The organism is uncultured Lactobacillus sp. (genome assembly GCF_947367125.1).
In the GTDB taxonomy this organism is placed as follows: Bacteria; Bacillota; Bacilli; order Lactobacillales; family Lactobacillaceae; genus Lactobacillus.
In genome coordinates this window covers 44340-67684 of sequence record NZ_CANBCQ010000007.1, presented here as the reverse complement: position 1 = coordinate 67684, position 23345 = coordinate 44340, and the positions used below count along the sequence as shown (strand labels likewise).

At 37.8% G+C, this 23345-nt stretch carries 43 protein-coding genes; 2 read left to right on the top strand and 41 right to left on the bottom strand.

Annotated features, from left to right (window positions below; genetic code table 11):
* Positions 1-118: 118 nt before the first annotated feature.
* From Q0Y84_RS03475 to Q0Y84_RS03450, 6 genes are all read right to left on the bottom strand, one after another.
* Positions 119-1054, bottom strand: coding sequence for an AAA family ATPase (locus tag Q0Y84_RS03475; protein ID WP_297950881.1), 936 nt, complete (start codon positions 1052-1054; stop codon positions 119-121).
* 110 nt (positions 1055-1164) lie between these two features.
* Positions 1165-1845, bottom strand: coding sequence for a 2,3-diphosphoglycerate-dependent phosphoglycerate mutase (locus Q0Y84_RS03470; RefSeq protein ID WP_297950879.1), 681 nt, complete (start codon positions 1843-1845; stop codon positions 1165-1167).
* 11 nt (positions 1846-1856) lie between these two features.
* Entirely contained in the window at positions 1857-2039 is a 183-nt protein-coding gene (locus tag Q0Y84_RS03465) for a DUF308 domain-containing protein (RefSeq protein WP_005726802.1), read from the bottom strand.
* 8 nt (positions 2040-2047) lie between these two features.
* Positions 2048-2947 (bottom strand): cation diffusion facilitator family transporter, encoded by a 900-nt coding sequence (locus Q0Y84_RS03460; protein ID WP_297950876.1) that lies wholly within the window; start codon positions 2945-2947, stop codon positions 2048-2050.
* Positions 2948-3007: 60 nt separating this feature from the next.
* Positions 3008-3688 (bottom strand): histidine phosphatase family protein, encoded by a 681-nt coding sequence (locus tag Q0Y84_RS03455; protein ID WP_297950873.1) that lies wholly within the window; start codon positions 3686-3688, stop codon positions 3008-3010.
* Positions 3689-3730: 42 nt separating this feature from the next.
* Complete coding sequence (locus Q0Y84_RS03450; RefSeq protein ID WP_005726806.1) at positions 3731-4489, bottom strand: sulfite exporter TauE/SafE family protein; 759 nt, start codon at positions 4487-4489, stop codon at positions 3731-3733.
* A gap of 74 nt (positions 4490-4563) precedes the next feature.
* Between Q0Y84_RS03450 and Q0Y84_RS03445 the strand changes: the two genes are divergently transcribed.
* Positions 4564-5223: an HAD hydrolase-like protein gene (locus tag Q0Y84_RS03445; protein WP_297950870.1), complete on the top strand. Its 660-nt coding sequence runs from the start codon at positions 4564-4566 to the stop codon at positions 5221-5223.
* A 37-nt stretch (positions 5224-5260) separates the two neighbouring features.
* The gene (locus Q0Y84_RS03440) at positions 5261-5845 is read left to right on the top strand and encodes a DJ-1 family glyoxalase III (RefSeq protein WP_297950868.1); all 585 of its coding nucleotides are present in this window, start codon (positions 5261-5263) and stop codon (positions 5843-5845) included.
* 59 nt (positions 5846-5904) lie between these two features.
* Here the strand turns inward: Q0Y84_RS03440 and Q0Y84_RS03435 are convergent, their stop codons facing one another.
* The 35 genes from Q0Y84_RS03435 to rplD all read right to left on the bottom strand — a co-directional run bounded on the left by Q0Y84_RS03435 (position 5905) and on the right by rplD (position 23335).
* Positions 5905-6084, bottom strand: coding sequence for a DUF3021 family protein (locus tag Q0Y84_RS03435; RefSeq protein WP_297950866.1), 180 nt, complete (start codon positions 6082-6084; stop codon positions 5905-5907).
* Entirely contained in the window at positions 6071-6229 is a 159-nt protein-coding gene (locus tag Q0Y84_RS03430) for a hypothetical protein (RefSeq protein ID WP_297950864.1), read from the bottom strand. The genes Q0Y84_RS03435 and Q0Y84_RS03430 overlap by 14 nt, the downstream gene beginning before the upstream one ends.
* 111 nt (positions 6230-6340) lie before the next feature.
* Positions 6341-6736: a 30S ribosomal protein S9 gene (gene rpsI / locus Q0Y84_RS03425; RefSeq protein ID WP_005720370.1), complete on the bottom strand. Its 396-nt coding sequence runs from the start codon at positions 6734-6736 to the stop codon at positions 6341-6343.
* 11 nt (positions 6737-6747) lie between these two features.
* Positions 6748-7191 carry a 50S ribosomal protein L13 gene (rplM, locus tag Q0Y84_RS03420; RefSeq protein ID WP_005720369.1) on the bottom strand — a complete coding sequence of 148 codons (444 nt, stop codon included), beginning with the start codon at positions 7189-7191 and terminating at the stop codon, positions 6748-6750.
* 104 nt (positions 7192-7295) lie between these two features.
* Positions 7296-8084 carry a tRNA pseudouridine(38-40) synthase TruA gene (gene truA, locus Q0Y84_RS03415; protein WP_297950859.1) on the bottom strand — a complete coding sequence of 263 codons (789 nt, stop codon included), beginning with the start codon at positions 8082-8084 and terminating at the stop codon, positions 7296-7298.
* A 4-nt stretch (positions 8085-8088) separates the two neighbouring features.
* Positions 8089-8886 (bottom strand): energy-coupling factor transporter transmembrane protein EcfT, encoded by a 798-nt coding sequence (locus Q0Y84_RS03410; RefSeq protein WP_297950857.1) that lies wholly within the window; start codon positions 8884-8886, stop codon positions 8089-8091.
* A 3-nt stretch (positions 8887-8889) separates the two neighbouring features.
* On the bottom strand, positions 8890-9735 hold the full coding sequence (locus Q0Y84_RS03405) for an energy-coupling factor transporter ATPase (protein WP_297950855.1): 846 nt from the start codon (positions 9733-9735) through the stop codon (positions 8890-8892).
* Positions 9711-10562, bottom strand: coding sequence for an energy-coupling factor ABC transporter ATP-binding protein (locus tag Q0Y84_RS03400; RefSeq protein ID WP_297950853.1), 852 nt, complete (start codon positions 10560-10562; stop codon positions 9711-9713). Before Q0Y84_RS03400 ends, Q0Y84_RS03405 begins: the two co-directional genes overlap by 25 nt.
* Before the next feature lie 186 nt (positions 10563-10748).
* Complete coding sequence (rplQ, locus tag Q0Y84_RS03395; protein WP_297950851.1) at positions 10749-11132, bottom strand: 50S ribosomal protein L17; 384 nt, start codon at positions 11130-11132, stop codon at positions 10749-10751.
* A 27-nt stretch (positions 11133-11159) separates the two neighbouring features.
* The gene (locus Q0Y84_RS03390) at positions 11160-12098 is read right to left on the bottom strand and encodes a DNA-directed RNA polymerase subunit alpha (RefSeq protein WP_297950849.1); all 939 of its coding nucleotides are present in this window, start codon (positions 12096-12098) and stop codon (positions 11160-11162) included.
* 45 nt (positions 12099-12143) lie between these two features.
* Entirely contained in the window at positions 12144-12533 is a 390-nt protein-coding gene (gene rpsK, locus Q0Y84_RS03385) for a 30S ribosomal protein S11 (protein WP_003625817.1), read from the bottom strand.
* A gap of 24 nt (positions 12534-12557) precedes the next feature.
* Positions 12558-12908: a 30S ribosomal protein S13 gene (gene rpsM / locus Q0Y84_RS03380; protein WP_005724162.1), complete on the bottom strand. Its 351-nt coding sequence runs from the start codon at positions 12906-12908 to the stop codon at positions 12558-12560.
* A gap of 20 nt (positions 12909-12928) precedes the next feature.
* On the bottom strand, positions 12929-13045 hold the full coding sequence (rpmJ, locus tag Q0Y84_RS03375; protein ID WP_005721621.1) for a 50S ribosomal protein L36: 117 nt from the start codon (positions 13043-13045) through the stop codon (positions 12929-12931).
* 16 nt (positions 13046-13061) lie between these two features.
* Positions 13062-13283 carry a translation initiation factor IF-1 gene (infA, locus tag Q0Y84_RS03370; protein ID WP_002878178.1) on the bottom strand — a complete coding sequence of 74 codons (222 nt, stop codon included), beginning with the start codon at positions 13281-13283 and terminating at the stop codon, positions 13062-13064.
* Positions 13284-13359: 76 nt separating this feature from the next.
* Positions 13360-14016 carry an adenylate kinase gene (locus Q0Y84_RS03365; RefSeq protein WP_297950840.1) on the bottom strand — a complete coding sequence of 219 codons (657 nt, stop codon included), beginning with the start codon at positions 14014-14016 and terminating at the stop codon, positions 13360-13362.
* Positions 14017-14026: 10 nt separating this feature from the next.
* Positions 14027-15322 (bottom strand): preprotein translocase subunit SecY, encoded by a 1296-nt coding sequence (gene secY / locus Q0Y84_RS03360; RefSeq protein ID WP_297950838.1) that lies wholly within the window; start codon positions 15320-15322, stop codon positions 14027-14029.
* Complete coding sequence (gene rplO / locus Q0Y84_RS03355; protein ID WP_297950837.1) at positions 15322-15762, bottom strand: 50S ribosomal protein L15; 441 nt, start codon at positions 15760-15762, stop codon at positions 15322-15324. The genes secY and rplO overlap by 1 nt, the downstream gene beginning before the upstream one ends.
* A 23-nt stretch (positions 15763-15785) precedes the next feature.
* Complete coding sequence (gene rpmD / locus Q0Y84_RS03350; RefSeq protein ID WP_005720351.1) at positions 15786-15971, bottom strand: 50S ribosomal protein L30; 186 nt, start codon at positions 15969-15971, stop codon at positions 15786-15788.
* 17 nt (positions 15972-15988) lie between these two features.
* A complete protein-coding gene (gene rpsE, locus Q0Y84_RS03345; protein WP_297950835.1) occupies positions 15989-16495 on the bottom strand; it encodes a 30S ribosomal protein S5 in 507 nt (168 codons plus the stop codon).
* Positions 16496-16512: 17 nt separating this feature from the next.
* The gene (gene rplR, locus Q0Y84_RS03340) at positions 16513-16869 is read right to left on the bottom strand and encodes a 50S ribosomal protein L18 (protein WP_297950833.1); all 357 of its coding nucleotides are present in this window, start codon (positions 16867-16869) and stop codon (positions 16513-16515) included.
* Between the two features lie 26 nt (positions 16870-16895).
* On the bottom strand, positions 16896-17426 hold the full coding sequence (rplF, locus tag Q0Y84_RS03335) for a 50S ribosomal protein L6 (RefSeq protein WP_005720348.1): 531 nt from the start codon (positions 17424-17426) through the stop codon (positions 16896-16898).
* 24 nt (positions 17427-17450) lie between these two features.
* A complete protein-coding gene (rpsH, locus tag Q0Y84_RS03330) occupies positions 17451-17849 on the bottom strand; it encodes a 30S ribosomal protein S8 (protein ID WP_297950831.1) in 399 nt (132 codons plus the stop codon).
* A 24-nt stretch (positions 17850-17873) separates the two neighbouring features.
* On the bottom strand, positions 17874-18059 hold the full coding sequence (locus tag Q0Y84_RS03325; protein ID WP_003549037.1) for a type Z 30S ribosomal protein S14: 186 nt from the start codon (positions 18057-18059) through the stop codon (positions 17874-17876).
* Positions 18060-18071: 12 nt separating this feature from the next.
* On the bottom strand, positions 18072-18614 hold the full coding sequence (gene rplE, locus Q0Y84_RS03320) for a 50S ribosomal protein L5 (RefSeq protein WP_005725345.1): 543 nt from the start codon (positions 18612-18614) through the stop codon (positions 18072-18074).
* A 14-nt stretch (positions 18615-18628) separates the two neighbouring features.
* Entirely contained in the window at positions 18629-18865 is a 237-nt protein-coding gene (gene rplX / locus Q0Y84_RS03315) for a 50S ribosomal protein L24 (RefSeq protein ID WP_297950824.1), read from the bottom strand.
* Between the two features lie 19 nt (positions 18866-18884).
* Positions 18885-19253, bottom strand: a complete 369-nt coding sequence (gene rplN, locus Q0Y84_RS03310; protein ID WP_003549034.1) for a 50S ribosomal protein L14 — start codon at positions 19251-19253, stop codon at positions 18885-18887.
* Between the two features lie 31 nt (positions 19254-19284).
* The gene (rpsQ, locus tag Q0Y84_RS03305; RefSeq protein WP_003631302.1) at positions 19285-19551 is read right to left on the bottom strand and encodes a 30S ribosomal protein S17; all 267 of its coding nucleotides are present in this window, start codon (positions 19549-19551) and stop codon (positions 19285-19287) included.
* Between the two features lie 18 nt (positions 19552-19569).
* Positions 19570-19767: a 50S ribosomal protein L29 gene (gene rpmC / locus Q0Y84_RS03300; protein ID WP_003549032.1), complete on the bottom strand. Its 198-nt coding sequence runs from the start codon at positions 19765-19767 to the stop codon at positions 19570-19572.
* Complete coding sequence (rplP, locus tag Q0Y84_RS03295) at positions 19757-20197, bottom strand: 50S ribosomal protein L16 (RefSeq protein WP_003625792.1); 441 nt, start codon at positions 20195-20197, stop codon at positions 19757-19759. The genes rpmC and rplP overlap by 11 nt, the downstream gene beginning before the upstream one ends.
* Positions 20197-20871 carry a 30S ribosomal protein S3 gene (rpsC, locus tag Q0Y84_RS03290; protein ID WP_297950812.1) on the bottom strand — a complete coding sequence of 225 codons (675 nt, stop codon included), beginning with the start codon at positions 20869-20871 and terminating at the stop codon, positions 20197-20199. Before rpsC ends, rplP begins: the two co-directional genes overlap by 1 nt.
* 13 nt (positions 20872-20884) lie before the next feature.
* Complete coding sequence (gene rplV / locus Q0Y84_RS03285; protein WP_003625788.1) at positions 20885-21238, bottom strand: 50S ribosomal protein L22; 354 nt, start codon at positions 21236-21238, stop codon at positions 20885-20887.
* A gap of 19 nt (positions 21239-21257) precedes the next feature.
* Complete coding sequence (gene rpsS / locus Q0Y84_RS03280; RefSeq protein ID WP_297950796.1) at positions 21258-21542, bottom strand: 30S ribosomal protein S19; 285 nt, start codon at positions 21540-21542, stop codon at positions 21258-21260.
* Positions 21543-21560: 18 nt separating this feature from the next.
* Positions 21561-22397, bottom strand: a complete 837-nt coding sequence (gene rplB / locus Q0Y84_RS03275) for a 50S ribosomal protein L2 (RefSeq protein ID WP_297950794.1) — start codon at positions 22395-22397, stop codon at positions 21561-21563.
* Between the two features lie 15 nt (positions 22398-22412).
* On the bottom strand, positions 22413-22718 hold the full coding sequence (gene rplW / locus Q0Y84_RS03270; RefSeq protein WP_297950792.1) for a 50S ribosomal protein L23: 306 nt from the start codon (positions 22716-22718) through the stop codon (positions 22413-22415).
* The gene (gene rplD / locus Q0Y84_RS03265; RefSeq protein ID WP_297950790.1) at positions 22718-23335 is read right to left on the bottom strand and encodes a 50S ribosomal protein L4; all 618 of its coding nucleotides are present in this window, start codon (positions 23333-23335) and stop codon (positions 22718-22720) included. Before rplD ends, rplW begins: the two co-directional genes overlap by 1 nt.
* Positions 23336-23345: the final 10 nt, after the last annotated feature.

Below are 23345 nucleotides of genomic sequence, written 5' to 3'. Positions count from 1 at the left end.
AAAAGAAACAAACAGCCTTTTAATGGTTGCTTGATTCTATTCATTTACTCATTATCAACAGGATTTGACAAAGAGCCAGTAAAAAACTTACCCACAATACATGTGAATAAGTTTTCTTTTACCATATATGCAGTAAACGTGTTGGATCTAACTTGCTTAAATTAAATTGATGCACATGCTGCTTCGGATTTTCAGGAAATTCCTTTACAAAGTCAGCTACATTATAAAGCCCTGTTGAATATGTCCAAACGCCCTTTACTTTTCTAATTGGATCCAGCATTTCATTTCTAATTGGATATGCTGAGATTAAAAAATGTTTATGGTGAAACTTAAAAACAAAATACGGTAATTTAAATTGCTTTACTACTTCATCCTCAGTTTTCGCAATTGAAACTACATTTCTGTAAGTACCATATTTTTCAGTAAATTTTTCATTAAATGAAAAGTAAAAGTTTGAGATATGCACATGGGGAAAATCTTCCTCATCTACCTTGTCCGGAACTGCAATCACATGTGCATAATGATCCAAATTACTTTCCCTTTGTGATAAAGCATGATCTATCTGATTAGGAATAATCTTATGTGCCCAATATGGTACTTCTGGATGTGCTTCATAAGAGCGATACATTTGCTTAACTACTTCTGGTTTAACCCAGTCATAGTGCATTCTGGTTTGATTACGCTTTAACAAATTCTCAAGCGTATTGTGCTGCATCAGATCAACTACAAAACATTCATAGTGATATTTATCAACCCATGGTTTGAAATGTTCAATTGCACTAGGAACAATATGCGTCCCATCAACAATCACAGTTTCCCCATGTTCCATCTTGTGTTCTACAATGTGATCCACCATTTGCTCAGTACGCACCGTTACGTGCCGCGGAATGACTTGGTGTAAAACATCCGCATCCTCTTGATAATAAACTGTCAAATCCGCCAATAGTAGCCTAATTTGATCACGACTGATCGCATAAGGGTTTAAGTGATGGCGAGCAATAAAAGAAGATTTACCGGAGCCAGGTGCACCTCGTAATAAAAATAATTTACGCATGCCTAATACTCCAAACTAAATATACTAGAAATCATATTAGATTTTACCATAGATATGTGTAAAACCTCATTTAGAGCATTAAAAAAATGCACTAAGGTGCATTTTTAACATTATTTACGTAAAATTTGTTTGTTAATAATCTTTAAGTGCTCATCCATAGTATAAACGATCGGTTCCGCATTAGGAACTTCCAGTTTTACGATGTCATGATCATTAATCTGCTCTAACTTTTTTATCAAAGCACGCAAACTTGAACCGTGCGCCACAATCAGTTGATCTTCTCCATTTAATAAACGCGAAGCAATCTGATCATAATAATATGGCATCAGTCTTTTTTGCGTTTGATGCAAACTTTCTGCTCGTGGCATTAAATGCTGATCACAATGCTGATAGCGACGATCAATCATTGGCGATCCTTGCTTAGGTGGAATTGAATCAAAACCACGCCGCCACAATAAAACTTGCTCTACGCCAAAGACTTTACGTGAAATATCCTTGTTAAGGCCTCTTAAAGCGCCATAGTGGCGTTCATTTAGCCGCCAGGTCTTAGTCATCGGCAGCCACAATAAATTGCAGACATCAGCTACTATATTTGCTGTAACGATTGCTCGCGACAAAACTGAAGTATGGATATGCGTTGGCGCAAAATCAGGAATCGTATTAATTAATTCACCAGCCTGTTTTGCCTGTTTTTCACCCTTTTCAGTTAATGGAACATCGTTCCAGCCAGTATAAACATTGGCAGCATTGGCCACGCTTTCGCCATGTCGAACTAATACTAATTTAGCCATTTTAAGATTCCTTACCTCATTAATACCCTAATGATCATTACAATTCCTGCAATTGTGAAAATAATTCCCAGGATCATAAAAGCCTTAATCCCGCCTTTATTAGTCGGTTGCTTGCGTCTATTAAAAGCATAAGCTAGATCATAAATTCCCATAATTAACACAATAATTGCTGTAAAAATATTAACGTTAAACATACTTCCACCTAATTTTCGTTGACACCATGACCAGGAACAATCATCTTATCTTTGCGGCCACGCTCACATTCTGCCTGTAAAGTAATGTGATTGATGCCTAATTTTTTTTGTAATTCTTGACCAATATCCTGATACAATTGCTCTAGTTCATCAGCTCTTAAGCCCGGAGCCACATTGATATGAGCATCCATCATAATAAAGTCGTCACTATAGCGCCAAACATGAACATGGTGAATATTTTGCACGACTGGGAAAGACAGCACTATTTTATTTACCTTATCCAAATCAATATCTGGATTAGATTCCATTAAGACATTGGCAGCCTTCATCGTAATTTCATAAGCTTCATGCAAAACAAAAACTGAAACTAAGATAGTTAAAACTGGATCAAGCCAAGTTACATTCCAGAAATAAATAAAGATAGCCCCAATTACAACAGCTACACTAGATAAGGCATCACTGAGCATATGAATAAAAGTTGAACGAACATTTAAGTTAGCCTTTGAATCACTGTGCATCGCAAACATTGAAATAATATTAGCCACTAACCCAATAATTGAAACGACCAGCATAATGCCGCCGTGAATATGCTCCGGTTGCCAAAAACGCTGGATCGCTTCTACAAATAAAACTACACTGATTACAATTAAAATGACGCCATTAGTAAAAGCTGCCAAAGTCTCGGCCCTTTCATAGCCAAAAGTTTTACGCTGATTACGGCTTCTACGACTGATTAAATGAGCCACAAAAGATAAAATAATTGCACCGACATCGCTTAAATTATGAACTGCATCAGAAAGCAATGCTAAGGATCCTGAAAAAATACCACCTAAAAATTCGGCAATAGTAATAATGACATTAAGCAGTGTCACAAAGACATAGCGCTTAGTTGTATGGTCTTTATTCATTGAACATTTTCCTTTCGTTATCAGTGTACCAAAAAAGGCCCTACTTAGGCAGTAGGACTTTTATAACTCTTCAGCATTTACATTGTAATCAACGATTTCAAATGAACCATCATCGTGCAAAATACCACGGGTGACGCTTCCATTATCCGGAAAAATGATATCATTTTCACCATTGTTTTTATTCCAATACTTGATCGATAAGGTTTTAATAAAATCGCCATGACTTACCAGCAAAACTCTTTGTTCATTCTTAGTTAAATCATGCAAGACATCAATTGCCCGCACCATCCGCTGGTCTAATTCATCTTGATTCTCGGCTAAATGACGTGGATCTGCTTTCTTAGTAGCTGCGCGAAATTTACGCAAACCTACTTGATTAATAATTTTAGTTACATCATCTATATGACCAATACCAGCAGCTAAAGCTACTTGTTCCCAAGTTTGGTTAATATCGTCACCTTCGAAAGTTCCAAAGAAAACTTCACGAAATTCTGGCAATTTTTTGATTTTCCCAATATCGGAAACCACATTAGCATCCTTCATTAAGTGGACGGTGTCAATTGCTCTTTTCAAGTCTGATGAATACATATTATCAAAGTGAACTTGACTTAAAGCTTTAGCAGTTCTCTTTAAATCGTTAATCCCCTTAACGGTTAGCGGTGAATCGCACCAGCCCTGCACCTTGTTCAACTTGTTAAACATTGTCTCACCGTGGCGAACCAAATATACTTCTGTTGCCATCAACATTAACCCCCTTTTTCATTGATTAATATTGTACCAAACTTAGCGCAGGTATGCTGTATAAAAGAAGTAGCCAGCTTGAATAAAGGCCAAAGTTGCAATAAAAATTCGCACCGGCTTTTCTGGTACTCGTCTTAAAATCGCTGGCCCAATATAGCCACCGATAAACATCCCGATTGCCAAAGGAATTGCCTGCAACCAATAAATATGCGAAGTGAACATAAAGATAATTAAAGCTACTAAGTTAGCAAAACCGCAAATTACATTTTTAATTGCATTAATCACAATAAATTTATCATTCGTAATATAGGTTAAAAGCACTAACACAATAACCCCACCAGCTGCACCAAAGTAGCCAGTATACATTCCCATAATTAAAAGAGCGATAAAATAGATTATCTTTAGCCAAGTTGGCTGCTCTTGAGTATTTAAACTGTGGCGCTTACCTGAAACGATAATCATTATTCCTGAAAACGCAATAAAAAATGGGACTGCTTTTTCAAAAATCTTCGGAGGAAAAGATAATAGCAAAATACAGCCTAAAATAGAGCCAACTACAGTAAAAATAGTATAAAACCAAACTTGCTTCCAATGTCCTTTTAATTCTTTAGTTGAAGAAACAGTAGAGCCAATGCTAGTCCAAATTAAGGCTGCATCATTAGTCACATTGGCAAAAACAGGTGGGATTCCCACTGCTAGCAAAACTGGATATGAAGCAAGCGAAGCCATCGAAGCAACCGAAGATAACAGTCCCCCAGCTACTCCACCAAGTAATAAGAAAATAATCGTCCAAATCGTCATTTTTGTGATTCCTTTTCTAAAATTATCTTGTTTATTATAATCTTAATAGGTACTAACATAAAGGAAGTTTATTTATGGTAACATTTGAAACATTAATTTTTATTCCAGAAGGCAGTTTGTTAAATGAAAAATTAGCCGAAAAAACTGCTTTAAGGCAAACTTTAAAACATTACGGCCTAGATTGGGGACCGGCTGAACGCTTGCGCTACACTAGTCTAGCTAAAGAATTCAAAACTTTATCCTCTGATGAGCAAATCAACTTATCTTTGACCACTTTTTTAAAAGAAGATCTAGCTCAAACACGCGCCATTTTTGATGACACAATGAAAGATCAAACTAGGTTAGTCAAGGGCGCTATTGATTTTATCGATGAAGTCAGCGGTAATTTGCATTTAATCTTACTGGCTAAAGAAAAGCGCAGTCAAATTGAACCACGTTTAGCTCCAACCGAATTGCTATCTTCCTTTGATCGCGCATATTTTGCTGACGACTTTAAAGAGAAATTGCCAAGTAAGAATATTTTCTTCAAAATCTTAAATGATAATCCTGATTTAGATCCCGATACCGTTTTAGTAATTGGAACTAACTTAGACGAGGAAATTCAAGGCGCGGAAAACGCCAATTTAAAGTCGCTTTGGCTTGCACCTAAAAAGGATAAAATTCCTATCGCACCACATCCTACTCTTCATTTAAGCAAATTAGCAGATCTTTCATTTTACTTAGACCTGATTTAAGGTAGATAATAAAACTAGTTACAGAAAGGATGGTTTTATGACAAAAGTTGCTGTTGTCTTTGCAGATGGCTGCGAAGAAGTTGAAGGATTGAGCGTAGTTGACGTTTTACGTCGCCTTAATGTGGAATGTGATATGGTTGGTCTCACTAGTAAAGATGTTGATGGGGATCACCACATTAAATTAACTTGTGATAAAGTTGTGGATAATTCATTGCTTGACTATGATTTAGTTGCCTTCCCTGGTGGAATGACTGGTTCAGCTAACTTACGTGATAACGAAAAATTGCGTGACTTGATGGTTAAACGCCATGAATTTGGTAAATGGGATGCCGCAATGTGTGCTGCTCCTCGCGCCTTAGCTCGCTACAGCGTTTTAAAAGACGCAGACTTTACCTGTTATCCAGGAATTGAAGAAGAATGCTTGAAGGACGATCCAAGTGCTCACTTCAGTGAAAGAATTACCGTTATTGATAATGAACACAAGATCTTAACTAGCCGTGGTCCTGCTACTGCTTGGGCATTTGCTTATGCTATTGCTGAAGTTTTGGGAGTTGATACTAAGCAATTAAAGCATGGTATGCTTTATGACTACTTAGCTGATAATATTCAAGACAGTTTATAATTTTTAACTAACCAACGAAAAAACGATCAAGATTTTTAGGCTTGATCGTTTTTGATTATTTACTTTTCGTTCAATTTTTGATTGATTTGCTTAACATCTCGCAATAATTGTAAAAAGTACAAACCATAAGCGAGCAAGTACATCAAGACAAATACTCCAGTAATTACTAAGAAGAAATGAACCGATAAAGCCAGCAACTTTATTTTCTTTTGTTGCAACGTAAACTTAATAGTCTTCAAATAATTGCTCTTTCTTTGATGCTATTTTGAATGGAATAAATACAGTTTCAAGATTGGTAAATTTTAATTCTTGCTTTCGCGCTTGATCGTGGATATTGCATAATTTTTCGAAATCTGCGTCTTCATATGATCTAATATTTAACATTTTCAATTTCTCCATAAAAAATGTGACCATTTGTGGCCTCTTATTTCATTAAAACAAAAAAGCATCCCTGATTGGGATGCTTTTTGAATATATAAACGTAAAATCCAAAGATTAACGCTTTGAGAATTGAGAAGCTTTACGGGCTTTCTTCAAACCTGGCTTCTTTCTTTCCTTCATTCTTGGGTCACGGGTTAAGAAACCGGCCTTCTTAAGTGGACTACGGAAGTCTGGGTCAACTTCAAGAAGTGCACGAGCGATACCAAGACGGATAGCCCCAGCTTGACCTGAGAAACCACCACCGTTAACATTAACGTGAATGTCGTATTGACCTTCAGTTTCAGTTAATGTCAATGGTTGCTTCAAGTCCTTAACCAAGTTAGGGAATGGAATGTATTGATCAACATCTTTATCGTTAACAGTGATCTTACCGTTACCTGGTACTAAACGAACACGCGCAACTGAATCCTTGCGGCGACCAGTACCTGTGTATGCAGCTTGTTGTGCCATTATATAACCTCCTAGATTAATTTGTTAATATCTAACTTTTCAGGCTTTTGTGCTTCGTGCTTGTGGTCTTCGCCAGCATAAACATGCATCTTCATGAATTCATGGTGACCAAGAGTGTTCTTTGGAAGCATACCCTTAACTGAGATTTCAACCATCTTAACTGGGTTATTAGCAAGCAATTCACCGTATGAAACGGCCTTCAAGCCGCCACGCCATGATGAGTGGTGGTAGTAGAACTTGTCTGAAGCCTTTTTACCAGTCAATCTAATCTTTGATGCGTTGATAACGATAACGTTATCACCAGTATCAACATTAGGTGTGTATTGAGGCTTGTTCTTACCTCTCAAAATAGTGGCAACAGCAGCAGAAAGACGACCAAGGGTTACGTCAGTTGCATCAATAATGTACCACTTACGTTCGATTTCACTAGATTTTGCTAATGGTGTAGTACGCAATTTAAATTCCTCCGTTTATTTGCAGTTTGAAAACAATAAGTTTCCGGGGCCTATCGTGGACAAACATACTATATTAGAGTACGTCCTTTTAGGCAAAATGTCAATTATAAATGCTGATCTAAGCGATATTTTTGTGGTACTTCATCATAAAAAACATGATAAAGATATAAACCGCTGGCATGAGCTGTTTGTCTCACTTCTTGTCGATCTTTTGCCGCGATTACCCGCTGCAAATCATGCACTGGTCTACGATCATTCCCAATCTCAAGCAACGCTGCTACCATGATTCGAACCATATTATATAAGAATCCTGAACCAATGAAGTCAAAAATCACTTCATTATCTTTTTTATCCTCTGTGATTTTTACATAATAAATCGTTCGCACTTTATCTTCAATTTGACCACCACTAGCCGCAAAACTAGTAAAGTCATGTTTTCCCAACAAATCTTGTGCCGCAATTTGCATCTTTTCAATATCTAGTGGATATGGAAAATGTCCTGTATAAAAACGTTTAAATGGATTAACAAAATGATCTAAACTAACGCGATAACGATACCATTTTCCTTTAATGGAGTAACGTGCATGAAAATCATCATTAACAATTTGACAATTATTAAAAATAATATCAGTTGGCATCATTGAATTCATCGCTAAAATCATTCTATTCGCTGGTATTGTCTTCCCAGGATAATCAAAATGAATTACTTGCCCAACTGCATGCACACCTGCATCGGTTCGTCCTGAGCCCTGCACAATAACTCGTTTTCCTTTAGTCATTTTTTTCAGTGCATCCTCAATTGTTCCTTGCACTGTTCGCTGATTTGGCTGAAGCTGAAAGCCATGAAAAAGATGGCCATCATAAGCCATCGTCATCTTATACCTTGTTGTCATATCTTTAATGTGTCCTAAAAATCAATAATAATCCGACCAACAATACAAAATAGATTAATGCAATTAGATCACATTTTGACCAACTTAAAACACGATATCTTGTTCGTCCTTCACTACTTCGATAACCGCGTGATTCCATTGCCGTTGATAAATCAATTGCTGTTTCTAAAGAATGAATAAACAGCGGTACTAAGATGGGAGTAATTGCTTTTGCTCTTTGAATCAAACCACCATCATTAAAATCTGCTCCACGTGATCTTTGAGCATTCATAATTTTCAATGTTTCATCAAATAATGTTGGTACGAAACGAAGTGCAATTGAAATTACTAACGCAATTTTATCCACAGGCACTTTAAACAACTTAAGCGGTTTAAGCAACCATTCCATCGCATCAGCAATTTCAAGCGGCATTGTAGTGACTGTCATCACTGTTGAAATTAAAATAATTAATGTAAAACGAATAAAAATATAAATTGCATTAACTAAACCGTAACTAGATAGTGAAAAAATCCACCAATGCCAATAAATATGACCACCAGTCATAAAAAATAGTTGTAAAAGAGACGTAAAGAAAATCAAGCCAATCAAAGGCTTAACACCATCCCAAAATACTTTTGCTTTTAACCCTGTAGCAATTACAGCTAAAAAGCAGAAAATGGTCACAATCGCATAAGTTATTGGATTATTAGCTAAAAAGATAGCCAATATAAATAATATGGTAACTAATAATTTACTCCGAGGATCCATTTTATAAATAAGAGAATGTCCCGGAATATAACGTCCTACAATTATCTTACTCATAACCTACCCTCGTACATTTTCTTTAATTCCAGCAACCAATTGATCTATTGTAAGAGGATGATCTTTAAAATTAAAATCCGTTAAACCAGCTGCAAATAAGCTAGATGTAGGTTCATCTAAATAATGTTTTTCAAGCCAATTTCTATCAGCAAAAATTCGCTTCGGCACATCGTGTTTAATTAGCTTACCATGTTCCATGACCAAAACATCACTTGCATATTCTGCAGCATCGTCCATATTATGTGTAACCAATATTACCGTATGACCGGCTTTTTGATAATCAACAAATAATTTCATCATTTCTTTACGAGATTTAGGATCTAACCCGGCTGCCGGCTCATCTAAACATAAAATAGCTGGCTCATTGGCCATTACCCCAGCAATTGCAACTCGCCGCATTTGACCTCCAGATAGTTCAAATGGTGATTTATTTGCAATAGTCTCGTCTAATCCTACACGCTTTAACCATTTTAACGCCTTGCTTTTTGCTTCATTCTCAGTAGCACCAAAATTTTTAGGTCCAAACTCAATGTCTTCAAGTACAGTATTTTCAAAAAGTTGAGCTTCAGGAAATTGAAAAACTAGACTCACTTGTTTTCGCAACTTTTTCAAATTTTTATTTCCAGTTTGATTGGTAATATGATAGCCTGCAATATCAATGGTTCCAGAACTTGGCTTTAACAATGCATTAAAATGCTGCATTAAAGTTGACTTTCCACTACCCGTATGGCCTACTAACGCAACAAAACTATTTTCAGTTAATTCAAATGAAACATTATCTAACCCTTTTTTCTCCATAGAAGTTCCAGGAGAATAGATATAATTTACTTTTTCAAATTTAATTGACATAGATATTGCTTCAACTCATCTTTCGTCTTTATATTTTGAGGCACAGAGATTCCAACTTTATTTAACTTATCTATTAACTTGTACACAAATGGAATATCTAACCCTATCTTTTCCAACATCTCAGTTTTATCAAAAATTATCGTTGGTGTTCCCTGAGCTAAAATTTTCCCGTCATTTAATACTATTACATCATCCGCCATATTAGCTTCATCGATGTCGTGCGTAATTGAAATAACTGTTAAATTTTTTTCTTTCTTTAACCGTCTAATAATCTTTAATATTTGTTCTCGACCACTAGGATCCAACATTGAAGTTGACTCATCCAAAATAATGATCTCTGGCTCTACAGCAAGAATACCTGCAATAGCCACCCGCTGCTTTTGTCCACCAGAAAGATTAGCTGGTTCTGCATTTATATAATCTAGCATTCCAACATCCGCTAAAACGTTTCTTACTATTTTTACCATCCGGTTTCGTGGAACAGCTCTATTTTCAAGACCAAAAGCAACATCATCCCCAACTGTTGCTCCAACAAATTGGTTATCTGGATTTTGAAATACAATACCAACTTTTTCTCGAATTTTCCAAACAGTCTCTTGATTCAATTCCATTCCTAAAACATTAATTTTAGAATCAGCAATAGAATCAGGCAAAAGTAATCCATTGATTAACTTAGAAATTGTGGATTTACCACTACCATTATGGCCTATTAAAGATGTCCATGAACCCTTTTTTATTTTAAAACTAATTTTGTCAAGAACAGCTTTTTCAGTATCAGGATAAGTAAACAAAATATTTTTAAATTCAACAGCGTTATCTACTGGCATCTTTTCACTCCCTCTCTTAAATCACTTATTAGCAATTGTAACAGAAAAAAAGAGCAAAAAAAATCACCCATGAAGAGGGATGAGTTTTAATCATCTAAGCTAGACTAAGCATACGCCATCATCTTTACACTTATTCTCACTTTCATGGATAATTCTTAATACGTATTAAGTTTTGTTACTCTAAAATTAAACTAATTCAAGAATAACCATTGGAGCAGCGTCACCTTTACGAGGAACAGCTAACTTCAAAATTCTGGTGTAACCACCATTACGGTCCTTGTAACGAGGTGCTACATCACTGAAAAGCTTTTGCAATGCTGACTTAACAACAACTGCATCTTTTTCTTCGTGAACATCTGCAACTTCGTCACGTACAAATGCAGCAGCCTTTCTTCTAGCTGCTAAATCGCCGCGCTTACCTAAAGTAATCATCTTTTCGGTAGTCTTACGAACTTCTTTAGCACGAGTTTCAGTAGTAACAATGCGTTCGTTCATGATTAATTGAGTAGTCATTTCTCTAAGCATTGCTTTTCTGTGAGCACTATCGCGACCTAATTTACGGTATGCCATGGATTTGCCTCCTTTATTCACCTAAGCTTAGTCTTCTTGACGAAGTGAAAGACCTAAGTCGGTTAATTTATTTTTAACTTCTTCCAATGATTTACGTCCTAAGTTACGTACACGCATCATATCTGATTCTGTCTTATCAGTTAACTCTTGAAGAGTATTAATGCCGGCACGCTTCAGGCAGTTGTATGAACGAACAGAAAGATCAAGCTCTTCAATAGTCATTTCAAGCTTCTTTTCTTTCTTATCGTCTTCCTTTTCTACCATTACTTCGCTGAATTTAGCATTCGCATCTGCCGATTCAAATACCTTGAAGTGTTCAACTAAAATCTTGGCAGCAAAACTAAGGGCGTCATTAGGCTTGATTGAACCGTCAGTCCAAATCTCAAAAGTGAGTTTATCAAAGTCATCTCTCTTACCAACACGGGTTGATTCTACTTGGTAGTTAACCTTCTTAATTGGTGAGAATAAAGAATCAACTGGGATAACTCCGATTGGCATGTCATCACTCTTATTGTCACTTGCAGCAACATAACCTCTACCATTCTTTACGGCGAGTTCCATATGCAAGTGTCCACCTTCAGCAATGGTACAAATATATTGATCCGGATTCAAAACTTGAACGTCTGCATCAACTTTAAGATCATCAGCAGTTACTGTGGCAGGACCTTCAACGTCCAATTCAATAACCTTTTGTTCATCTGAAAGAGACTTTAATTCAAGTTTCTTCAAGTTCAAGATGATCTTAGTTACATCCTCTCTGACGCCAGGAACTGTTGAGAACTCGTGTAAAACGCCATCAATTTGCACATAAACAAGTCCAGTACCTGGAATAGAAGTAAGTAATACTCTTCTCAAAGAATTACCTAAAGTAGTACCAAAGCCTCGCTCAAGTGGTTCAACAACAAACTTACCGTAAGAATCTTCTTGTTCAACAACGGTAATATTTGGTTTTTCAAATTCAATCATTACTGGGCCCCTTTCAAAACGTTACGTCCTATACCAAGGACAAAATTAAACACGACGACGTTTTGGTGGTCTGGAACCATTGTGGGGAACTGGCGTAACGTCACGAATTGCAGTAATTTCAAGACCAGTTGCTTGAAGTGATCTAATAGCAGATTCACGACCAGCACCAGGACCTTTAACTGAAACTTCTACATGTTTCATACCTTGGTCCATTGCACTCTTAGCTGCTGCTTCAGCTGCCATTTGAGCTGCAAATGGAGTAGACTTACGACTACCCTTAAAGCCCAATGCACCAGCTGAAGACCAAGCAACTGCATTACCTTGAACGTCAGTAATCATGACTAAAGTATTATTAAACGTTGAGTGAATGTGAGCCACACCGCTTTCAACATGCTTCTTCACACGACGCTTACGTGCTGTTTTCTTTGCAGGCATCAATAAACCTCCTTATAAATAAAATTAACGATTTCTCTTAGTACCCTTACGAGTACGAGCATTGTTCTTGGTATTTTGGCCACGAACTGGAAGTCCACGGCGGTGACGAATACCACGGTAAGAACCAATATCAACTAAACGCTTAATGTTCATGCTTACTTCACGACGTAAGTCACCTTCAACACGGTACTTATCAACTTCAGCACGAAGCTTTTCTTGATCTTCTGGAGTTAAATCCTTTGAACGGATATCTTCAGATACACCAGCATCAGCGCAAATCTTCTTAGCAGTTGCTTCACCGATACCGTAAATGTAAGTTAAAGCGATAACGATTCTCTTGTCTCTTGGTAAGTCAACACCAGCAATACGAGCCATAAACTACACCCCCTCTATTTTTAACCTTGACGTTGCTTGTGCTTTGGATTTGCTGAACAAATTACCATAACACGGCCATGTCTCTTGATAACTTTACAATGTTCACACATTGGTTTAACAGATGGTCTAACCTTCATGTTTCCCTCCGTTATATTACTTTATAAACCGATACGTAATTCTACCTTTAGTTAAATCATATGGAGATAATTCCACAGTTACACGGTCTCCAGGTAAGATACGAATATAGTGCATTCTAATCTTCCCAGAAACATGTGCTAAAATTGTGGCTCCATTTTCCAATTCAACTTTAAACATAGCATTAGGTAAGGTATCAACTACCTTACCTTCTACTTCAATGACATCATCTTTTGCCAAAGTTGTTCCTCCGCAATTAAACAGTCATATACTTTGAAATTATAACACGGATAAAAAATTATACAAAATTTTCTTCTTATTGATTATTGCTCAACACCGCATCAATATCTTCAAAGACTTTTTCTGGAGTTTGTTCACCATTAATTACAGTAAGCAAACCTTTCTTTTGATAAAAGTCCTTCAAAGGTGCATTCATCTTTTCATTAACTTCAAGACGATTCTTAACAACTTCTGGCTTATCATCTTCACGTTGATAAAACTCATGACTACCACAGCGATCACAAGTACCCTCAACTTTAGGTTGCTTAGAAAGCTTATTATAAGTAGCTCCACAATTTTTACACATGTATCTTGCTGATAAACGCTTAATCAAAGTGTCTTCGTCAACTTCAAGCGCAATGACATTTGTTAAAGGCTTCTTTAAGCGCTTAGTAATACCGTCTAAAAGTTCCGCTTGTACAGTAGTTCTTGGAAAACCGTCTAAGATAAAACCTTCTTTAATATCTGGTTGACTTAAACGTTCTTCCACTAACTTAGCAGTAACTTCGTCAGGGACTAAATTCCCCTTATCGATATAACTCTTAGCTTCAAGACCAACCTTAGTCTTGTTAGCCATTGCTTCCCTAAACATATCTCCAGTTGAGATATGAGTTAAGTGATATTTATCAACGATTTTCTCTGATGCTGTACCTTTACCAGCACCTGGTAGACCTAAAAGAATTAAGTTAATCATTTATCCGTTCCTATCTGATGAATCCAACATATTCTCTCTTCATTAACAAGCCGTTAATTTGACGAGATAACTCAAGTACAACCCCAATCACAATTAAAAGACTTGTTCCTCCTAAACCAATGGAACTTGGGAGATTCCAAAAGTTAGTAGCCAATTGTGGCAGCAGAGCAACTAAACCTAAGAATAATGAACCTACAGTTGATAACTTCATCAACATCTTTGAAATATAGTCCTGAGTATCTTTTCCTGGCCATACACTAGGAATATAAGCACCTTGTTTTTGTAAGTTTTCTGCTAGCTTCTCAGGATTGACCTGTACGAAAGCGTAGAAGAATGTAAATAAGATAATTAAAATAGTGTAAATAATTACTCCAGGAGTAGTTTGTAAGCTAAAAATTTGGTTCATTACTTTAAACCATTGTTGATCGCCTTGGGTCCTTTGAAAGGCCATTAAAATTGTTGCCGGTGTAACAATAAAAGAACTGGCAAAAATAACTGGAATAACCCCAGATACATTAACCTTTAATGGTAGAAAACTTTCAGAACCACTAATCGTCGCTCTTCTTGTATATTGAATCGGAATACGACGATCAGCTTGTTCAACCCATGTAACAAATTGCGTTACGATAAGGATTGCAACTATAACCGCGATGAAGAACAAAATGCCTTGCCAACGATCACTGGCGCTAGTATTAATAATTTCTTCTTTATAAATCTGCCATAAACCACTTGGTAATCTTGCAATAATACCAGCAAAAATAATTACTGATACTCCATTGCCTAAACCTTTATCGGTAATCTCATCACCTAACCATGTTAATAGCATGGTGCCAGCAGTCATAATAATGGCAATTTCGATATAGGTCTGTGGTGTCTGATTCTTTACCAACCCCATCTGAGTTAAGGCATTGAATCCTAGCGTAATACCAATACTTTGAATAAATGCAACAACTAATGCTAAGTATCGGGTAACTTGATTCGTTTTACGCCGACCTACCTCACCTTGTTTTCCCCACTCTACCAGCGTAGGAACGATATCCATTTGTAACAACTGGATAACAATTTGCGCTGTAATATAAGGGGAAACACCCAAGGAAAATATTGAATAATTATCTAATCCACCACCGGATACAGTATCCAACATTGGAACTAACCCAGTTTGAGCAACCTGTGTGATCGCCTTTGCATTAACACCAGGAACAGTAATATTAGCACCGATCCGGTATAGCAAAAGAATAAAGAGTGTAAAATAAATCTTATTTCTAATTTCTTTATCTTTAAAGGCGTTCTTCAAGGTCGAAAACATTAGATCACCTCAACAGTTCCGCCAGCGGCTTCAACTGCTTTCTTAGCAGATGCGGAAACTTTATTAACCTTTACAGTTAACTTAACTTTTAATTCGCCATTGCCAAGTAACTTAACACCTGATAATTCTTTCTTTACCAAGCCATTGTCTTTAAGTGATTCTACAGTTACTTCACTGCCGTCTTCGAACTTGTTTAAATCATCTAAATTTACAATTGCATATTCTTTGCGGTTAATGTTCTTAAAACCACGCTTAGGCATAGTTCTGAATAATGGCATTTGACCACCTTCAAAACCTAAACGAGTATGACCGCCTTGACGAGCTAATTGACCCTTTTGACCACGGCCAGATGTTTTACCATAACCACTTGAAGTACCACGACCAACACGTTTTCTATTGCGACGTGAGCCTTCAGCAGAATGTAATTCATGAAGCTTCATTAATTTGGCACCTCCTTGATATTCTATTTGTTAATCTCTTCAACAGAGATTAAGTGAGCAATCTTTAATAATGCACCACGAGTAGCAGCGTTGTCTGGAAGAACAACAGTACTATCTACTCTACCTAAACCAAGAGCTTTAACGATCTTTCTTTGTTGAGGTAGACGGTGAGCAACACTTCTAATTAAAGTAATCTTTAAATCAGTCATCTATGATCTCCCTAATCTTAAGCTCTTTCAGGTTGACGAAGTTTTGTAACTTCTTCACTAGTTCTAAGCTTCTTCAAACCATCAATAGTTGCACGAACAACATTGATTGGAGTGTTTGAACCAAGTGACTTTGAAGTTACGTCTGAGATACCAGCCATATCCATAACGATACGTACGGCACCACCAGCAGCAACACCAGAACCGGCTTCAGCAGGCTTCAATAAAATATTACCTGAGCCGTAGTGACCAATAACTTCATGAGGAATAGTAGTACCAACTTTAGGTACGTTGATCATTTTCTTCTTACCGTCTTCTACAGCCTTACGGATTGCTTCTGGGACTTCTTGAGCTTTACCAGTACCAAAACCTACACGGCCTTTCTTGTCGCCAACAACAACAAGAGCAGCAAATCTCATGCGACGGCCACCTTTAACAACCTTAGTAATACGGTTGACAGCGACTAATTGATCTTCGATATCGTCTTTGTTTCTGCGATTGTTACGAGAATCATTGCGGTTTGCCATGTGTTAATTCTCCTTTCCTAGAAATCTAATCCGTTTTCACGAGCAGCATCAGCTAATGCTTGAACACGGCCGTGGTATAAGTAACCACTTCTGTCGAATACAACAGTAGAAATATTTTTAGCCTTTGCAGCTTCAGCAATTGCCTTACCAACAGCTGCCGCTTGTTCTACCTTAGTTGCATCTGATACGTTTTCATCCAAAGTTGAGGCGCTTGCAAGCGTAACACCCGCTACGTCATCAATTAATTGAGCGTAGATGTTTTTATTTGAACGAAAGATGCTTAAGCGTGGGCGCTCAGCAGTACCAGAAATCTTTCCACGAACGCGTCTATGGCGCTTTAAACGTAACTTGTTTTTATCTGGTTTAGAAATCACAATTTCACCTCAAAAATAACTACTTATTACTTACCAGTCTTACCTTCCTTGCGACGTACGTATTCATCAACATAACGAATACCTTTACCCTTGTAAGGTTCTGGTGGACGTACGGCGCGGATTTCAGCTGCAAATTGACCTACATCTTGTTTTGAAACACCTTCAACTTCGACATCAGTTGCTGAAGTTGCTTTTACAGAAACACCTTCTGGTGCAGTCAATACAACTGGGTGTGAGTAACCAACATTTAAAGTAATCTTGTTGCCTTGTGCTTGTGCACGGTAACCAACACCGATTAACTTTAAAGTCTTCTTATAACCATCAACTACACCTTCGATCATTGAAGCTAAGTTAGCTCTTTCAGTACCGTGAAGTGCTTTATCGCTTTCGCTTGAACGTGAAAAGTTAATTTCACCATCTTTTTGTTCAAACTTAATCTTTGGATCGAAGTATCTAGTTAATTCACCCTTAGGACCCTTAACAGTAATGTTGTCACCTTCCTTGGTAACAGTGACACTGTCAGGGACTTCAATAGTCTTTAAACCGATTCGGCTCATTGATTGTTCTCCTTTCTGTCAGTATTACCAAACGTAGGCAATTACTTCGCCGCCAACGCTCTTTTGTCTTGCTTCCTTGTCGGTAATAACACCAGCAGAAGTAGAAACGATGGCAATGCCTAAGCCATTAAGAACCTTAGGTAAATCTTCAGCGCCAACGTAGTTTCTAAGACCTGGCTTAGAAATACGCTTCAAACCTGAGATAACACGTTCTCCATTTGGACCATATTTCAAGAATACCTTGATAACGCCTTGCTTGTTGTCATCTGCAACTTCGTAATCACGGATGAAACCTTCACGCTTCAAAATTTCTGAAATAGACTTTTTAATATTTGATGCAGGAATTTCAACTGAATCGTGCTTTGCCATGTTGGCATTTCTGATTCTAGTCAAGTAATCTGCGATTGGATCTGTCATGACCATTTAAGCTATCCTCCTAACCGTATACTACCAACTAGCCTTTTTAAGACCAGGGATTTGACCCTTGTGTGCTAATTCCTTTAAGCAAATACGGCATAATCCGAATTTACGGTATACGGAGTGTGGACGACCACATCTCTCGCAACGTGTATATTCGCGTGAAGAGAACTTAGCAGGACGACGATTTCTGATTTTTTGTGATGTTTTAGCCATTAATGTCCTCCACTATCTTGCAAACGGCATACCAAATTGAGTCAAAAGTTCACGAGCTTCTTCATCAGTGTTGGCAGTAGTTACGATAACAATATCTAAACCTCTAGTGCGGTTTACTTTATCAAAATCGATTTCTGGGAAAATCAATTGTTCTTTAATACCTAAAGTGTAGTTACCACGACCATCAAATGAACGAGTTGATACACCACGGAAGTCACGAACACGTGGAAGAGAAACATTGATTAACTTGTACAAGAAGTCATACATCTTATCGCCTCTAAGGGTTACCTTAGCACCGATAGACATACCTTCACGTAAACGGAAGTTAGCGATTGACTTCTTAGCCTTAGTAATCAATGGCTTTTGGCCTGAAATCAAAGTTAATTCTTCAACTGCTTCATCTAAGTTCTTGGCGTTAGAAACTGCATCACCAACACCCATGTTCAAAACGATCTTATCAATCTTAGGTACTTGCATAGATGACTTGTAGTTAAACTTTTCTTCTAATGCAGGAGCTACCTTTTCATTGTATTCCTTAGCTAAATAACTTGCCATGTGTGTCCTCCCTTCTATTTATCTTCTTTTTTACTACTAATTACTTTAACGTTTGATGCATGAATTGAACCTTCTGATTCAACTACACCACCATTAGCGTTAGTTTGTGAAGGCTTTTGGTGCTTCTTAATCTTGTTAACGCCCTTAACAACTACACGGTTCTTCTTAACGTTAACAGAAAGAACAGTACCTTCTTTACCTTTATCTTTTCCGGCAATAACTTTAACTTTGTCACCAGTTTTAACGAACATCAGTGCACCTCACTATCAATTATAAGACTTCAGGAGCAAGAGAGACGATCTTCATAAAGTCGTTCTCACGTAACTCACGTGCAACTGGCCCAAAGATACGAGTACCACGTGGGCTCTTGTCTGCGTTAATAATTACGCCAGCATTTTCGTCGAACTTGATGTATGACCCATCTTCACGACGTGCACCTGATTTAGTTCTAACAATAACAGCTTTTACAACGTCGCCTTTTTTGACAACGCCACCTGGTGTTGCTTGTTTAACAGTACATACTACGATGTCACCAATGTTACCGGTCTTACGCTTTGAACCACCTAAGACTCTAATAACTAAAAGTTCTCTGGCACCAGAGTTATCAGCAACCTTTAAACGGGATTCGTTTTGAATCACTGTATAATCCTCCCCTCACTAAATCCGCAAATTAAACAGATTTCTTAACAATCTTTACTAAACGGAAGCGCTTCTTACGAGATAATGGACGGGTTTCCATGATACGTACAGTATCGCCAACTTTAGCTTCGTTATTTTCGTCTTGTGCGTAGTACTTCTTTGAATATCTAATACGCTTGCTGTAAACAGGGTGATTCTTGTAAGTGTCAACAACTACAACGATAGTCTTGTCCATCTTATCAGAAACTACACGACCTTGGTATACGTGACGACGATTTCTTTCGTTTGTTTCGCTCAAGTTAATAGCTCCCTTCCATTAATTGTTTTCTAACGCTTTTTCGCTCAGAATAGTCTTAATTCTGGCGATATTCTTGCGGACTTTGCTCAAGCGAGCGGTATTTTCTAATTGACCCGTTGCTTGTTGGAAACGCAAATTGAAGAGTTCTTCTTTATATTGCTTTTCTTTTTCTAACATTTCATCAGTGGTTAATGCTCTGATATCTTTAGCCTTCATTAGATTCGCCACCTACTTCCGAACTTCTAGTTACAAACTTAGTCTTAATTGGTAACTTAGTTGAAGCAAGACGTAAAGCTTCACGAGCAGTTGCTTCATCAACACCACCAATTTCGAACATAATCTTTTCTCTCTTAACTACAGCTACCCAACCTGCTGGTGCACCTTTACCTGAACCCATACGTACACCAACACCTTTAGCAGTGTATGACTTTTGAGGGAAAATTCTGATCCAGACTTTACCGCCACGTTTCATGTAACGAGTCATAGCAACACGTGCTGCTTCAATTTGACGGTTAGTAATCCAATGTGATTCGAGGGCTTCAAGACCATATTCACCAAAGGCAATATATTTACCACCCTTAGCAGCACCACGCATCTTACCACGGAATTCACGACGGTGTTTTACTCGCTTTGGTACTAAAGGCATTATCTGTTTCCTCCCTTCGCTGGCTTTGAAGCTGGCTTGTTCTTACGTGTAGGTAAGATTTCACCACGATTGATCCAAACTTGGACACCAATTTCACCATAAGTAGTGAAAGCATTTACCCAAGCGTAATCAATATCAGCTCTCAAAGTTTGTAATGGAACACGACCTTCTGTGTGCCATTCTCTTCTTGCCATATCGGCACCGTTCAAACGACCTGAAGTTTGAACCTTAATACCCTTGGCACCAGCACGCATAGCTCTTTGAGTAGCTTGACGCATAGCACGTCTGAAAGCAATACGAGCTTCAAGTTGACGAGCAATACTATCTGCTACTAATTTAGCATCAAGATCTGGTTTCTTAATTTCAACAATATTAATGTGAACTTGCTTGCCAGTTAAAGCGTTTAATTGTTTTCTCAGAGCTTCAACTTCAGAACCACCTTTACCAATTACCATACCTGGCTTAGCGGTATGAATTGAAATGTTAATTCTGTTAGCTGCACGTTCAATTTCAACAGTAGATACTGAAGCATCCTTCAATTTTTCTGAAATAAACTTTCTGATGCGAAGGTCTTCGTTTAAAGTTTCTTTGTATCCCTTGTCAGCATACCATTTTGATTCCCAATCACGGATAACACCGAGACGAAAACCGTTTGGGTTAATCTTTTGACCCATTAATATACCTCCCTTAATCGTTCTTTTCTGAAACTACTACAACTACGTGACTGGTTCTCTTGTTGATTGGAGAAGCCATACCCTTAGCACGTGGGCGGAATCTCTTCAAAGTTGCACCTTCATTTACGTAAGCTTCTGATACGTAAAGGTTAGCACTTTCAAGATCGTAGTTGTGCTCTGCGTTAGCAATAGCTGAACGTAAAACTTTTTCAACGATTGGGGAAGCAGCTCTAGGCGTAAATTCTAAGATTGCTAATGCTTCAGCAACGCTCTTGCCACGAATTAAGTCAACGACTAAACGAGCTTTTCTTGGAGCGATGCGAACAGTTCTTGCTTCAGCCTTAGCTGAACTAATTTGTTCTGCCATTTAGATGTTTCTCCTTCCTCTAAGCTTGTGCTGTGGCTTTATCATCAGTGGATTTGTGTCCGTGGAAAGTTCTTGTTGGAACAAATTCACCTAACTTATGACCAACCATGTCTTCAGTAACATATACCGGAACATGTTTTCTACCATCGTAAACAGCTATAGTCAAACCAACAAAGGAAGGGAAAATAGTTGAACGACGTGACCAAGTCTTAATAACTTGCTTCTTATCTGCATCTGCTTGTGCATCAACCTTCTTTAATAATGATGCATCAGCAAAAGGACCTTTTTTAATACTACGGCTCATTAATTAACCCTCCTTCTATTACTTGCTACCCTTACGGTGACGAATGATTAACTTCTCGCTAGCCTTCTTAGTGTCTCTAGTCTTGATACCACGAGCCTTCTTACCCCATGGAGTCATAGGTTGTGGACGACCAACTGGAGCTTTACCTTCACCACCACCATGTGGGTGATCGTTAGGGTTCATTACGGAACCACGTGATTGTGGACGCTTGCCTAACCAACGCTTACGACCAGCTTTACCTAATTGAATTAATGAATGTTGTTCATTACCAACAACACCAATAGTAGCACGGCATGATGACAAAATCTTACGAACTTCGCCACTTTGTAATCTTACTAAAGTGTAGTCACCATCAGCACCTAAAACTTGAGCAGAAGCACCAGCACTTCTTACAAGTTGACCACCCTTACCTGGCTTTAATTCAATATTGTGAATTGAAGTACCAGTTGGGATGTTCTTCAATACTAATGCGTTACCTGGCTTAATGTCAACTGAATCGCCTGATTCAACAATATCGCCAACTTTTAAGCCTTTAGGTGCTAAAATGTAAGCTTTAATACCATCAGTATAGTGAAGCAAAGCGATGTTTGCAGTTCTGTTTGGATCGTATTCGATAGCCTTTACAACTGCCTTTGCATTATCCTTGTTACGCTTAAAGTCGATAATACGGTATTTTTGTTTGTGACCACCACCACGGTGTCTAACAGTGATATGACCATATGAGTTACGACCTGCAGTATGTGATTGAGATTCAAGCAAAGTCTTTTCTGGCTTTGTCTTAGTAATCTCAGCAAAGTCGGAAGAAGTCATATGACGACGACCATTCGTGGTTGGCTTGTAAATCTTAATAGCCAATTGACTGACCTCCTATTACTTGTTGTCTTCTGTGTTTTCGTCTTGGAAAATCTTGATGTCGTTTGAATCGTTAGTCAAAGTAACGATAGCCTTTCTGCGACGAGCAGTCTTACCAGTATAACGACCTACTCGTTTGTCTTTGCCGCGAACGTTCATAATGTTTACGTTCTTAACCTTAACATCGAAGATTTCTTCAACAGCATTGCGAACTTGTGTCTTGGTTGCAGTTAAAAGCACGTCGAATGTGTACTTCTTATCATCCATTAAGTTCGTGGACTTTTCAGTAATGACAGGTCTTAAAATAATATCGCGTGCGTCCATTAAGCCAAAACCTCCTCGATCTTCTTGACAGCATCTTGATCTAAAATCAACTTGCCGTAGTTAACAGCATCTTCAACGTTTAAGCCATTAACTGGAACAACCTTAACCTTAGTCAAGTTTCTTGCGGAAAGTTGTACATTGTTATCATCTGAAACAATTAAAACCTTACCGTCAGCATTTAAGCCGTTTAACATTGATACTAAATCTTTAGTCTTAGGAGTTGACATGGTCAACTTGTCTAAAACGATCAAATCATTGTCAATCAACTTTTGGGAAAGAACTGACTTAATAGCCAAACGACGTTGCTTTCTTGGCATCGTGTATGCATATGAACGTGGAGTTGGGCCAAATACTGTACCACCACCACGCCATTGTGGAGATCTGATAGAACCTTGACGAGCACGTCCAGTACCCTTTTGTCTCCAAGGCTTCTTACCACCACCGCGAACGGCAGATCTGTTTTTAACCTTTGAGGTACCTTGACGCTTACCGGCTCTTTGTCTAATAATTGCTTCAAAAACGACACTTTCATTAGGTTCAATACCAAAAACTTTATCGTTTAAAGTAACTTCACCAGAGTCTTTACCGTTTTGATCCATAACTTTTAAATTAGCCATTCTAGTCCTC

Coding starts and splice junctions, on each gene's coding strand:
- Q0Y84_RS03410 (WP_297950857.1), bottom strand. CDS start 8,886: ATGAGTAAGATAATTGTAGGACGTTATATTCCGGGACATTCTCTTATT.
- rplE (WP_005725345.1), bottom strand. CDS start 18,614: ATGGCAAGTTATTTAGCTAAGGAATACAATGAAAAGGTAGCTCCTGCA.
- rpsH (WP_297950831.1), bottom strand. CDS start 17,849: ATGGTCATGACAGATCCAATCGCAGATTACTTGACTAGAATCAGAAAT.
- truA (WP_297950859.1), bottom strand. CDS start 8,084: ATGACAACAAGGTATAAGATGACGATGGCTTATGATGGCCATCTTTTT.
- Q0Y84_RS03325 (WP_003549037.1), bottom strand. CDS start 18,059: ATGGCTAAAACATCACAAAAAATCAGAAATCGTCGTCCTGCTAAGTTC.
- rpmD (WP_005720351.1), bottom strand. CDS start 15,971: ATGACTGATTTAAAGATTACTTTAATTAGAAGTGTTGCTCACCGTCTA.
- rpsC (WP_297950812.1), bottom strand. CDS start 20,871: ATGGGTCAAAAGATTAACCCAAACGGTTTTCGTCTCGGTGTTATCCGT.
- Q0Y84_RS03440 (WP_297950868.1), top strand. CDS start 5,261: ATGACAAAAGTTGCTGTTGTCTTTGCAGATGGCTGCGAAGAAGTTGAA.
- Q0Y84_RS03390 (WP_297950849.1), bottom strand. CDS start 12,098: ATGATTGAATTTGAAAAACCAAATATTACCGTTGTTGAACAAGAAGAT.
- rplP (WP_003625792.1), bottom strand. CDS start 20,197: ATGCCTTTAGTACCAAAGCGAGTAAAACACCGTCGTGAATTCCGTGGT.
- Q0Y84_RS03400 (WP_297950853.1), bottom strand. CDS start 10,562: ATGCCAGTAGATAACGCTGTTGAATTTAAAAATATTTTGTTTACTTAT.
- rplO (WP_297950837.1), bottom strand. CDS start 15,762: ATGAAGCTTCATGAATTACATTCTGCTGAAGGCTCACGTCGCAATAGA.
- Q0Y84_RS03460 (WP_297950876.1), bottom strand. CDS start 2,947: ATGAATAAAGACCATACAACTAAGCGCTATGTCTTTGTGACACTGCTT.
- rplF (WP_005720348.1), bottom strand. CDS start 17,426: ATGAGCCGAATCGGTTTAAAGACTATTGAAGTCCCTGACAGTGTCACT.
- rpsS (WP_297950796.1), bottom strand. CDS start 21,542: ATGAGCCGTAGTATTAAAAAAGGTCCTTTTGCTGATGCATCATTATTA.
- Q0Y84_RS03365 (WP_297950840.1), bottom strand. CDS start 14,016: ATGATTAACTTAATTCTTTTAGGTCTACCAGGTGCTGGTAAAGGTACA.
- rplD (WP_297950790.1), bottom strand. CDS start 23,335: ATGGCTAATTTAAAAGTTATGGATCAAAACGGTAAAGACTCTGGTGAA.
- rpsI (WP_005720370.1), bottom strand. CDS start 6,736: ATGGCACAACAAGCTGCATACACAGGTACTGGTCGCCGCAAGGATTCA.
- rplW (WP_297950792.1), bottom strand. CDS start 22,718: ATGGACGCACGCGATATTATTTTAAGACCTGTCATTACTGAAAAGTCC.
- rpsE (WP_297950835.1), bottom strand. CDS start 16,495: ATGGCAAACCGCAATGATTCTCGTAACAATCGCAGAAACAAAGACGAT.
- Q0Y84_RS03470 (WP_297950879.1), bottom strand. CDS start 1,845: ATGGCTAAATTAGTATTAGTTCGACATGGCGAAAGCGTGGCCAATGCT.
- secY (WP_297950838.1), bottom strand. CDS start 15,322: ATGTTTTCGACCTTGAAGAACGCCTTTAAAGATAAAGAAATTAGAAAT.
- Q0Y84_RS03405 (WP_297950855.1), bottom strand. CDS start 9,735: ATGTCAATTAAATTTGAAAAAGTAAATTATATCTATTCTCCTGGAACT.
- rpmC (WP_003549032.1), bottom strand. CDS start 19,767: ATGAAGGCTAAAGATATCAGAGCATTAACCACTGATGAAATGTTAGAA.
- rpsM (WP_005724162.1), bottom strand. CDS start 12,908: ATGGCTCGTATTGCTGGTGTTGACTTACCAAGAGACAAGAGAATCGTT.
- rplX (WP_297950824.1), bottom strand. CDS start 18,865: ATGTTCGTTAAAACTGGTGACAAAGTTAAAGTTATTGCCGGAAAAGAT.
- Q0Y84_RS03445 (WP_297950870.1), top strand. CDS start 4,564: ATGGTAACATTTGAAACATTAATTTTTATTCCAGAAGGCAGTTTGTTA.
- rpmJ (WP_005721621.1), bottom strand. CDS start 13,045: ATGAAGGTTAGACCATCTGTTAAACCAATGTGTGAACATTGTAAAGTT.
- rpsK (WP_003625817.1), bottom strand. CDS start 12,533: ATGCCTGCAAAGAAAACAGCACGTAAGCGTCGTGTGAAGAAGCATGTT.
- rplV (WP_003625788.1), bottom strand. CDS start 21,238: ATGGCAGAACAAATTAGTTCAGCTAAGGCTGAAGCAAGAACTGTTCGC.
- Q0Y84_RS03430 (WP_297950864.1), bottom strand. CDS start 6,229: ATGTTAAATATTAGATCATATGAAGACGCAGATTTCGAAAAATTATGC.
- Q0Y84_RS03475 (WP_297950881.1), bottom strand. CDS start 1,054: ATGCGTAAATTATTTTTATTACGAGGTGCACCTGGCTCCGGTAAATCT.
- Q0Y84_RS03455 (WP_297950873.1), bottom strand. CDS start 3,688: ATGGCAACAGAAGTATATTTGGTTCGCCACGGTGAGACAATGTTTAAC.
- Q0Y84_RS03450 (WP_005726806.1), bottom strand. CDS start 4,489: ATGACGATTTGGACGATTATTTTCTTATTACTTGGTGGAGTAGCTGGG.
- rplQ (WP_297950851.1), bottom strand. CDS start 11,132: ATGGCATACCGTAAATTAGGTCGCGATAGTGCTCACAGAAAAGCAATG.
- Q0Y84_RS03465 (WP_005726802.1), bottom strand. CDS start 2,039: ATGTTTAACGTTAATATTTTTACAGCAATTATTGTGTTAATTATGGGA.